This is a genomic window from Propionivibrio sp. (assembly GCF_049316945.1).
GTDB lineage: Bacteria > Pseudomonadota > Gammaproteobacteria > Burkholderiales > Rhodocyclaceae > Propionivibrio.
Genome location: NZ_JBMOJE010000151.1, coordinates 1 through 9,788, shown reverse-complemented (window position 1 = coordinate 9,788; position 9,788 = coordinate 1). Strand labels below are relative to the sequence as shown.

The following is a 9,788-nucleotide window of genomic DNA, read 5'->3' as shown; positions in this document are numbered from 1 at the left end:
CCGCTGGCACCATTAGGCCGCGATTCGGTGGCTCCAATGGGGCGAGATTTGTCACATGGAACCGGCATCGAACATCGGAGGCGATCTTTTTGATGCCTTCTTTGTTCGGAGCCATCAGTTGTTCTTTTGCATCGGCGATGTTTCTGGACATGGTATTGCTTCAGCACTGTTTATGGCACGTACCATCGGCCTCTTGCGCATTCTGGCAATGAGCACCGTTCAACCCGACGAACTGCTCACGAAGCTAAATGACCGTCTCTGCATTGGCAATGAAACGAATATTTTCGTTACTCTATTTTGCGGTTTTCTCGATGTTCCGACGGGTGCGCTGGTCTATTCCAATGGCGGGCATTGCGCGCCTATCCTGCGCTCCGATGGCTACAGCGACTATGTACCCATTCCCAAGGGGCCGTTGATCGGGGCATTCGAGGACATGCGCTTTGGCGCAATGCATTTGACACTAAATCCCGGTGACACGCTTTTCTGTTATACCGATGGTGTAACCGAAGCCCAGACGGCTGCGGGTGAGGAATTTTCGGAGGAGAGATGCCTGTCTATTCTTGACCGCGTTGGCCATATCCAGCTACCCGAAGTGCTTGATACTTTCCGTGGGGAAGTAAGCCTGTTTACGCAATCCGAGGTACTCGCTGACGACTGTACAATGCTTGCTCTGCGCCGTCCCACAACCATCGTGTCAACTTAGCGGATATCGCACCGATTTTTCATCACAGGCACATACGATGGGGAATTTAATGCCTTATGCATTGTGTATTTACAGTCTGGCGTGAAAACTACTGACCTCTTAGCATGAAATATAGCTTTGGAACTTGGCCTTTGGCTACTCAACTCTTCGGCACGTTCATGAGCGTGGCGCTCCTTATGGCAGCCTACGAAGCGTTGAAGGAGAGTTTTTTCAATGGCCAGTTGACGCCATGGGAGTCACATGCCATTACCGTCTTCGTCACCGCCGCCTTCGCGACCTTGGCAGCATTCTACATCCGTGTCCAAGCCGACAAGCTAACCCGGGCTGCGGAGAGTGCACACGCAAAAGCTACAGGCATTATTACCTTTATGAGCGATGGCATAGTCATCACAGATGAGCGCGGAACTATTGAAACTTTCAACGCATCGGCCGAGAGCATATTTAAATACAGGGCAGAGGAAGTCATTGGTCGCAACATCAAGTTACTGATGTCAGAGCCCAATGCCGGGGATCACGAAGGCTACATGAGCAAACATCTGGCCACCGGCATGCCCAGAATTTTCAGCAAGAAGAGGCGCGAGCTTCAAGGGCTACTTTCCGATGGTCAAGTGTTCCCAATGGATTTGATCACCAGTGAAATGCGTGTCGACGGACGGTCGATGTTCATCGATATTATCCGTGACATCAGTGAATACAAACAGGCCGAAAACGAACTGCATCGGCTCAGGCAAGCGGAAAAGCAGGCTTTTGCAAATATCCAAAAAGAATTGTCGGTCGCTGCCGCTATTCAGGCAAACATGCTGCCCAAAGGCAACCAACTGTTTCCGCAATTCCCACAGATCAAGGCTTTTGGACTCGCCATCCCCGCCAAGGAAGTCGGTGGAGACTTTTTTGATGCCTTCGCTTTTGATGAGGAGCACATTGTTATTGCGATTGGAGACGTCTCAGGCAAAGGTGTTCCCGCTGCCTTGTTCATGATGAAAACCATGACATTGCTTAGATCAAAGATTAGAAAACAGAAGAAGTTTGCCACCGCGCTGACCACTATCAATCGCTTGCTGTGCGAAAACAACGACACGAATATGTTCGTTACAGCGTTTGTCGGCATGTTGAACGTGATGACGGGTCACCTGCAATACTTCAATGCCGGACATAATTTGCCGCTTCTCGCACGCTTCAATGAGTCTTTCGGTGAACTGTGTGCGCCGAAGAATATCTTACTCGGCGTGCACAAAGAGGCGCACTATGAAATTGCCCATACGTATTTGGCGGCAGGAGATACGCTGGTGCTTTATACCGATGGAGTCACCGAAGCTGAAAATGATCGTCAAGAATTCTACTCCCTTGAACGCGCCACCGAGCTCCTGACGGCCACATATTCCGACGTCAGGATACTTGTCCACAGCTTAAAAGCTGACGTGGCCATGTTTTGCGGAGGGCACCCGCAGTCAGACGACATCACCATCATGGCCATACAATATGACCCGAACGTGGCGTCCAGGGAACAGCAGGTCTTTTTCGAATGGTCGGACAGTCTGAGCGTGGGAATTTCCGAAATCGATGAGCAGCACAAGAACTTGGTCGAGTTGATCAATCAACTGTACGAAGAGGTCATCGTCAAGAGTGCGGATGGCGAAATCATCAAGGAGGCCCTAATCGAGTTGGTGCATTACACGGTGGTGCATTTCAGTCTCGAGGAAAGCCTGTTCACCCGCTATGGATATCCTGATCTTGAGGCGCACTGCCAGTATCACCGGGCGTTGAAGGAACGATTGTTCAAGTTTCAAGAGAAGGGCAAGATGGACAGCCTGGTGGTCAACACCGAACTGCTTAGTTTCCTCAAGAAATGGTTGCAATCCCACATCATGATTGAAGACAAACGATCATTCCTTCATCCCAGCATGAGTTTGGTGGGAAGGATGAGCGACCAGGCGCCAAGCACCCGCGACGAGCTAGCACAATCTCGTCGGTGTGCGGGTCGGCGTAGCTAAATCAGGACTGCGCCGAATTAACCGCCGCATCGGAGTCGAAGAAAATCGGAATCAGCAGTTCAATGCCGGTTGCCAAGAGTGTTTCGTTACCAACGCGTTTCCTCCGACTGACCTAAAACTCAATCCGCATCGCTATCAGGTGATCTACCACCCCGAAACCGACTTCGGTCGGCATGATATCTATCGCTGTCTGGCCGAATCCATGGGCCTCAAACACTGCTATCGGTGAGTTCAGTTGTGGCTCGACATCACGGCGCATATACGTTATTTTAAAAGTTTCCATCAAATTGGAGCTGTTAGTCTTGCCGTTCGCATGTCCCATGCCATCAACTAGCTACAACATAAAATACACCAAACTGGACAGGCGGCCCTATATGGATGCAGTTTCGAAAATTTCTTGTAAACAAGCGGTAACATCAAGACAGCGTGCTGTAATTTTTCAATGGCTTAGACCATTCGCGGCGTATGCATTGCGATCTTGTTACATCTGCTCACTCTAAGCGCCCATGCTCATGATGCGCATGGTTGCGCGGCGACGATCAAGGATTTGCGTATTCTGGCAGACGACCCGTCTTTTGCTCGCCGGTGGTCTGAAGTCTCGATGGACGACGGCAAGCCGCTGGTGGTGACGATCGTCGAGCGCAATGGCGCACTGCTGCTCGAATTCATCAAAACCGGCGAGGGTCTATGGGCCGAGATCTCCGGTGTCATCTGCAATAACGGCGTCGATCTCGAGCTACGGATGTCCAAAGAGCAGATCAGCCTAGGCCCTGCTGCCCACTGGATGCTGAGTATTGCGCTGGCCAACGGCGGCATTTTCACCTTGCGCCGTCGCATGTCAAGCCAGTTGCAGATCGAAACACAGGGCTGGAGCGGCCGCTTCGTTCCCACGGCCATGAACTGAGGTGCCCGCCGTTAACGGCCAGGGTCATCAGTTACCACTGCGCCCAACTCGGCATCAAATTTATCCTTGGTGATGACCAAGCGTTTATGTCACCCCTTGGAGATCAGGTCGATACCATCGTGAGACTCGCCAAAAATTGAGTCTCCTCGAACCCGAATCCTTCGCCATGCTCCTGGCTGGTCTGGAGTTGATGGAATTGTTCGCACGCCGTCGTCAGGCGAGGTAAATCTACGTATTTTGGCCCGCATCGATTTCTTGATTCGGCCTATCGGCACAGGGAAACCAGTCCTTGTGTTTAACTCTTATATCCAGCATTTTTTCGCGCCATTCGGCGAGTGCCTCATCCTCAAACTCAAGCTGCAATGCTAAAGCTTCGATTGTGGAAAGTTTCTTGTCTTCCGTTCTTCGTCCAAATCTTCCGCGCATTCTTGCCATCAAGCGTTCCGCATCGTCGCAACTCATGCGCTTTGCTTTTTCAAGATACTCATTTGAAGGTGTCAGCATTTTCATCATCATTTTTCCTTAACCTTAAAAGAATAAACTTAATCAGTTTACTGTTGTTTTTGAAGCAAAATTTGCTGCTGTTTGGCAGCAGTAACCACCCGTTCGGTTCAAATGGAGGCATTTATTGCAAACACCGAGCTGATTGATTGCACAATGCGGCATGCGTAAAATTAACATCCCTTGCAGAGAGAAAGTGCCTTGATGCTAAAGACCCTTGTTATTGTTTTTGTTGGAATCCTATGCACCGGCGTGGGCCTGTACGTGGCTTGGAAGCTACTTAAGTTACTGGCTCGTCTTTCCAACAAGCGACTGGCCAAGCAGGCACGTCGCCATCTGTACCTCAAGAGAGTCCAAAAACCTCCTCATCAATGATATTAGTATCTTGTTGCACTCTTGCGGAAATTTGCCTCCCTCAATGCCGTTTCCTGAGGGACTCCAGCCGCGCCAGAAGCCCGTCCGGATAATCGATCTCTGTCTGTACCGCTCCCGCGTAGAGGATGCCCTCATTGCCGTCGAGCGTCAACAGGTCACCCTCATGAAGCATCGTATCCCCCATCTTGATGGTGCGGGTGACCTCGTCGATTGACAATTCCGAGCAGCCGACAAGACAGACCTTGCCCAACTGACGCGCTACGACAGATGCATGAGATGTGCGGGCGCCGCGCTGCGTGAGCAGTCCCGAGGCCGATTCCAGAGCAGCAATGTCACTGGTTTCCGCGTCACGACGCACCAGAATGACCGTTACTCCCGCACCGTGCCGAGTCACTGCACGCGTTTCATCAAGTGCGATCTCGCCGACGGCCACTCCGCTGCTCGCGGTGATGGCCCTCCCGAGCGGCACCAATGCTGTGCCACTCTGCCCGACGATGCGAGGTCGTGCCAGAGCCTCCCGGTCAAGCCGGGAGGTCCGCTCGCGGGCTTGATCAGCATCGATCAGGCCCGCGTCGAGCAGATCAAGTGCGATGCGTGCGGTGGCGTACGGCGTGCGCTTTCCGTCGCGAGTCTGCAGCATGAAAAGCTGGCCCTCCTGAACGGTGAACTCGAAGTCCTGCATGTCGCTAAAGGTTTGCTCGAGTTGCCGTGCAGCTTCTTGCAGAGCCTGCCAGACAGAGGGCAGGACGGCGGCCAGTTCGTCGTGACCATAGGCACTTCGCCGCCCAGAAACCACATCTTCTCCCTGCGCATTAAACAGAAAGTCCACCCACAGCGCAGGCTCTCCGGTGGTCGGATCGCGGGTGAACCCGACTCCAGCGCCCGACTGTCCACCGGCATTGCCGAACACCATGCACTGTACGGTTACCGCCGTCCCGATCTCGTCAGAAATACGGTTCAGGCGTCGATATTTGCATGCCCTCGCGGACTGCCAGGATGCAAAGACGGCCTCGATTGCCCCCGCGAGTTGAAGCCGTGGATACTGCGGAAATGACCGGCCCGCCGCCTGCACATAAACGTCGAGAAATCGTCGGGTCAGTTCCCGCAACTCTGCAAAGTCGAGTTCACGTTCGTCACGCATCCCAAAAAGGGAAGTGGTGGCTTCGCTGAAGAGCTGGCCCGGCAGTCCGGCCACAACCTCGCCGTAGGTGGCCACGAGCCGCCGATATGCATCCCAGACCAGCCGCGGATTGCCGGTTTGCCGCAACAGGCCGCTGACAGTTGCGTCACAGAGCCCAATATTCAGAATCGTATCCATCATTCCAGGCATCGATACCGGAGCACCCGAACGGACTGAGAGCAGCAGTGGGCGCCCGGTGTCACCCAAGGCCAGACCGGTCGCACGTTCCAGCTCATGCAGACCGGCGGACCACAGGTTTGAACTGGAAGCCTGCTGGCGCGCTGAGGGAGCGACACAGTAGTGCGTGCCGAGCACGAAGGCAGGAGGCACGGGCAGCGACATTTGCACCATGCGCAACAAATTCCAGGCTTTGAAGCCCATCGACTGTGCCGATGGTTGGCCGGCGCTGGCAACTGCGGAGCCGCATCCGATCAGATACACCTCGGCGGGTAGCGCAACATTCGCCGCTACTGGCGGTGGCGCCTTCAGCACCCTGGACCTGCGTCCCGAACGCCGGCTCTGGATGGGCGATGTCGAAGGTCTCTGTATCACACGGGCCATGTCGTCCCCTGCAGGAAACGGGTGGCGCGCGGCTTTTGCAGCGCTACGTCGTGGTACCGGCTCGATGTCATCATCACACTCCGGCTTTGTCGAAGGCGACGTCCCGCAGCGTATAGGCAGCCGCGAGCAGACGGTCAGAGGCATCTTCCAACGCGACGGCCAGGTCATTGGCGAGCATCAGCGAAGGCGCGTCCTGAACTGCCCCGAGGATAATCCGGCGTGCATCACGCAGCATGGCATCGCATTGTCGTTCTGCCTGCAGAACCCGCCAGGTCGCGGCAAGGAAGGCGTCGTTGTCGATCGCTTCACTGTCCGAACCCAGTGTGCGAGCGATGGTTAGTGCCTTCACATAGTCTTGGGTCGCCTGCAGCACCGTGACGGCGAGGCGCGACAGGACGTTCCGTACATCGTCGTTCCAACCCGTCAAATGGTGGCCACCAATCAGACTGATGAGAAAGGCGGCTTCCTCAAGCGCATCGGCCACGTCGTCAGACTGTTCTGCCAGCCGGGCAATGGGCCGCCAACGGGGCTGTCGTTCTGCCTTGTCACGGGCTTGCATGACGAGGTGGTCGGCCTTGCGTTCCCAGGCTTTAGAGCGCTCCGCCAATTCTTGAGCGGCTTTGCCCGAGCTTTCGACGCCATGCGCCAGGCCATCACTGATCGCTTGGGCCAGTGCGTGGCAATAGGCCGCGTGCTCGGATAACAAGTCGAACTCACTGGTGCGATGGCGCACATGCTGGGCAAGCAGCATGCGCGTCTCGTCGGCCACCAGGGCGAGCGGTTGGTTGCCGCGCAATGCATCGCAGGCCAGTTGCATGACCGCCACCAGGAAGGCACGGGCATCAGCGGCTCCCATGACTTCGTCGAGCCGATCGCCAATCCGGAACGCGCCTTCCCCTGCCGCTTCCATCGCGGCAAAGATGAGGCGCTCCCCGCCTGCCTGCAACCACGCCCGGTGACCGACATCGAGCCGGGCCGCTTCGGCAAGTACGGCAATCGCCTCGGCCTTCTCGACGAATGCCTGCAGTCGTTTGCGGGCACGGTTCCAGTCGATCAGAAACACGATGCGCGAGGCGATGCCTTCCAGCGCTGCTTCGAGCGCGAGATCGTCCGGACAGTCGAACCGGGCGGTGGCCACCGAATACGCTGCGCCAGCATTGAGGTTTTCGCTGGTGCGGGATTCCAGCCCCGACCAGTGGGCCCCGAACGGCGCCAGAAGGGTATGGAAGAACTCGAGGCGACGGCGATGCAGATCGGAATAGGTCAGTGTGATTTCGTGCGCAGTGACCTGAATCACCAGCACATGCGCATCGTTGGTGCCAATATCGTTCTGCAACAACAACCGCTCGCCGTCCCGCGTGGCCGCTGTTTCCAGGCCCGGATGGTCGAACTTCAGTGCCGCCGTCCGGTTCAGCCCGCGCATGAAGGCCAAGACAAGTGCACGATCCTCGGGGCGCAGTTCCCAAACGTTGGCACCATCAATCACCTCGCTCGCCAACGCACCTGAAAGGTGATTGATCTGCTTGTGCAGGTCCATCACCAGCAGATGCAGACTGTCCGCACCGCCCCGATGGCCATGGGTGAGTGCCTCGAGATGCTTTTCGCTCAGGCGATCCGAGGGCAGTGTTCCGAGCCAGTCGAGCCAATGCTGTACGCGCGGCTGTGGCGGCGCGCCTGTAGTGGTGGTTTCAAGCACGGGGCGAGCCATCGTCGCGAGGTCGTCCTTGAGACATTTGACCAGTCGCGGCAAGTCGGGAACAAAGAGGTCTTCGTCGATTCGCGTTGCGACCGCAATGATGCCGTGCAACCAGCCGGGGCTGAGCCCGGCGTCAGCGATCTCCTTCGCCATATCCGGCAGATCGCGATTCGGATGCGCGGCGTGAGATGAAGCTGCCTGGACTACCGTGAGGTAGATCTTGAGGCGATCATTGGCCGAGAGGGCCGCCTTCACCCAGGCCGGCAACATCAGTCTGCGTTGGCCGAGAGATTCCACAGCTTGAGTTTTTTGCATATATACGTGCTTGTCAGCGCTAAGTTTGGTATCGATTACGCGGAATTTCCTCAAAAAGTTTAGCGTGTTTCCTGAACATTTCAAGTGTTAGCTGCAGTTGCAGGGAGTGGCTTTCAGGCGCCGGAAGCTGTGCAGCAATTCAGCAATTTTATACGGTGACTTAAATGCGCTCGGAAATCCGACGAGAATGGTTGACCGGTCGCCTATAAGCAACCCTTTGTCATGCGTCGGCATGGTTGTTCCTGTGAAATATACCCGCCGTTCCTCCTCGCTGGCGCGCAGGCTGAAAATGACGCCCTTGGTATTTCCTGATTCGTTGAGCAATAGGGATGCACAGAGACTGGTTATGTTCGACCAGGGAACGAACAGCCACGTTTGCGGCCTGGACGGTCCAAAAATTCCTGACCTTTCCCGGGAGGGGAAATAAACCCCTTGCGGATCGCTGGCATAGTGGATCGAATCGGGCGAAAGCATTATTGCGCCGAGAATCGCCAGGCCCGAGGCAATCCACAGCAACAGATTGATGGTGGAGGGAAGGTTTGGCGCCGTTGTCGCGATATAGGCAATCCCGAGCCCGGACAACAGAAGAAGGCCACGCAAGGCAGTTCCCAGCCAGCGCGGCTCGGCGCAGATGAAATGCGCTGAACTGAAGACAGGAAATTCATCCAGAACGGTGTTCTCGCCGTGGCCATCGCAACCTTGGCTTTGCCGCTTAGCGTTGGAACTCATGGGTAAGCCTCCTTACCTGGCGGTGTTTGCTTCAGACGTGTACAGCCGTTGATTGATATATAGACTATTGCCATGAATCGCCTTCGCCCGCTTCTTGACCTCGGCTGCCGCAATGGATACTTGCAGGTGGTTTCGGAACATCCCTGGCTTTACGTCAATCGCACCAATTGATAGCGCCGTCAGGCGGTGGAATTCCATCTCGCCCTTGCGATTTTCCGTGATGTAGCCACCTCGCTCGATGTCGTCGCTGCTGAAGAATTTCAGGATTTCCGCACCGAAATTTGCCAGCGCCCGATTGCAGCGCGCTTCCCAGTCTTCACTGCGCATGATCAATACGAAATCATCGCCGCCGATATGGCCGATGAAATCCAGTTCGGCATCGCATGAGCCAGTCAGGACGCGTGCCGTCAAGCGGATGACTTCATCCCCCATGGCATAGCCGTAAACATCATTGAACGGCTTGAAGTGATCCAGATCGCAATAGGCAATGCAGCAGGCTTCCCCGGCTTCAAGAAGGTTGTCGATGTGCTGATTGATCGGAACATTGCCCGGTAGCTGCGTGAGCGGATTCGAATATTTGGCGGCTTGCATCTGCATCTCGGTGACCACCCGCACCAGATCCTGCACCGAGCCCATGCCGACGTACCTTTCATGATCGGTGATGACGAAACCGCTGATCAGATGCCGGGGATCAGCTCCCACCACCACGTCGGTCAATTCGGAAAGCGTGACGCCAATATCCACCACCAGTGGCGCGGCATCCATGAAGCGCGTACAGGGTTTGCGCCCATAGAGTTCATGGCGGTAGGAGCGCGACATATTGCCCAGCATCT

8 protein-coding genes are annotated in these 9,788 nt (G+C 55.5%); 3 read left to right on the top strand and 5 right to left on the bottom strand.

What is annotated here, in order from left to right:
* Positions 1-55: 55 nt before the first annotated feature.
* From ACOYNV_RS22835 to ACOYNV_RS22825, 3 genes are all read left to right on the top strand, one after another.
* Entirely contained in the window at positions 56-703 is a 648-nt protein-coding gene (locus ACOYNV_RS22835) for a PP2C family protein-serine/threonine phosphatase (RefSeq protein ID WP_422902111.1), read from the top strand.
* Positions 704-807: 104 nt separating this feature from the next.
* The gene (locus ACOYNV_RS22830) at positions 808-2,694 is read left to right on the top strand and encodes a bacteriohemerythrin (RefSeq protein WP_422902110.1); all 1,887 of its coding nucleotides are present in this window, start codon (positions 808-810) and stop codon (positions 2,692-2,694) included.
* Positions 2,695-3,172: 478 nt separating this feature from the next.
* Complete coding sequence (locus ACOYNV_RS22825; RefSeq protein WP_422902109.1) at positions 3,173-3,598, top strand: hypothetical protein; 426 nt, start codon at positions 3,173-3,175, stop codon at positions 3,596-3,598.
* A 228-nt stretch (positions 3,599-3,826) separates the two neighbouring features.
* Here ACOYNV_RS22825 and ACOYNV_RS22820 read toward each other — a convergent pair whose 3' ends face one another.
* The 5 genes from ACOYNV_RS22820 to ACOYNV_RS22800 form a co-directional block, all read right to left on the bottom strand.
* A complete protein-coding gene (locus ACOYNV_RS22820; protein WP_422902108.1) occupies positions 3,827-4,114 on the bottom strand; it encodes a hypothetical protein in 288 nt (95 codons plus the stop codon).
* A gap of 400 nt (positions 4,115-4,514) precedes the next feature.
* Positions 4,515-6,146: a PEP/pyruvate-binding domain-containing protein gene (locus ACOYNV_RS22815; protein WP_422902107.1), complete on the bottom strand. Its 1,632-nt coding sequence runs from the start codon at positions 6,144-6,146 to the stop codon at positions 4,515-4,517.
* A 142-nt stretch (positions 6,147-6,288) separates the two neighbouring features.
* Complete coding sequence (locus ACOYNV_RS22810) at positions 6,289-8,226, bottom strand: DUF47 domain-containing protein (protein WP_422902106.1); 1,938 nt, start codon at positions 8,224-8,226, stop codon at positions 6,289-6,291.
* 87 nt (positions 8,227-8,313) lie between these two features.
* A complete protein-coding gene (locus tag ACOYNV_RS22805) occupies positions 8,314-8,955 on the bottom strand; it encodes a hypothetical protein (protein ID WP_422902105.1) in 642 nt (213 codons plus the stop codon).
* Between the two features lie 12 nt (positions 8,956-8,967).
* Positions 8,968-9,788: diguanylate cyclase (locus ACOYNV_RS22800; protein WP_422902104.1), on the bottom strand; the 821-nt coding region annotated here is incomplete at its 5' end.

Coding starts and splice junctions, on each gene's coding strand:
- ACOYNV_RS22805 (WP_422902105.1), bottom strand. CDS start 8,955: ATGAGTTCCAACGCTAAGCGGCAAAGCCAAGGTTGCGATGGCCACGGC.
- ACOYNV_RS22830 (WP_422902110.1), top strand. CDS start 808: ATGAAATATAGCTTTGGAACTTGGCCTTTGGCTACTCAACTCTTCGGC.
- ACOYNV_RS22810 (WP_422902106.1), bottom strand. CDS start 8,226: ATGCAAAAAACTCAAGCTGTGGAATCTCTCGGCCAACGCAGACTGATG.
- ACOYNV_RS22835 (WP_422902111.1), top strand. CDS start 56: ATGGAACCGGCATCGAACATCGGAGGCGATCTTTTTGATGCCTTCTTT.
- ACOYNV_RS22820 (WP_422902108.1), bottom strand. CDS start 4,114: ATGATGATGAAAATGCTGACACCTTCAAATGAGTATCTTGAAAAAGCA.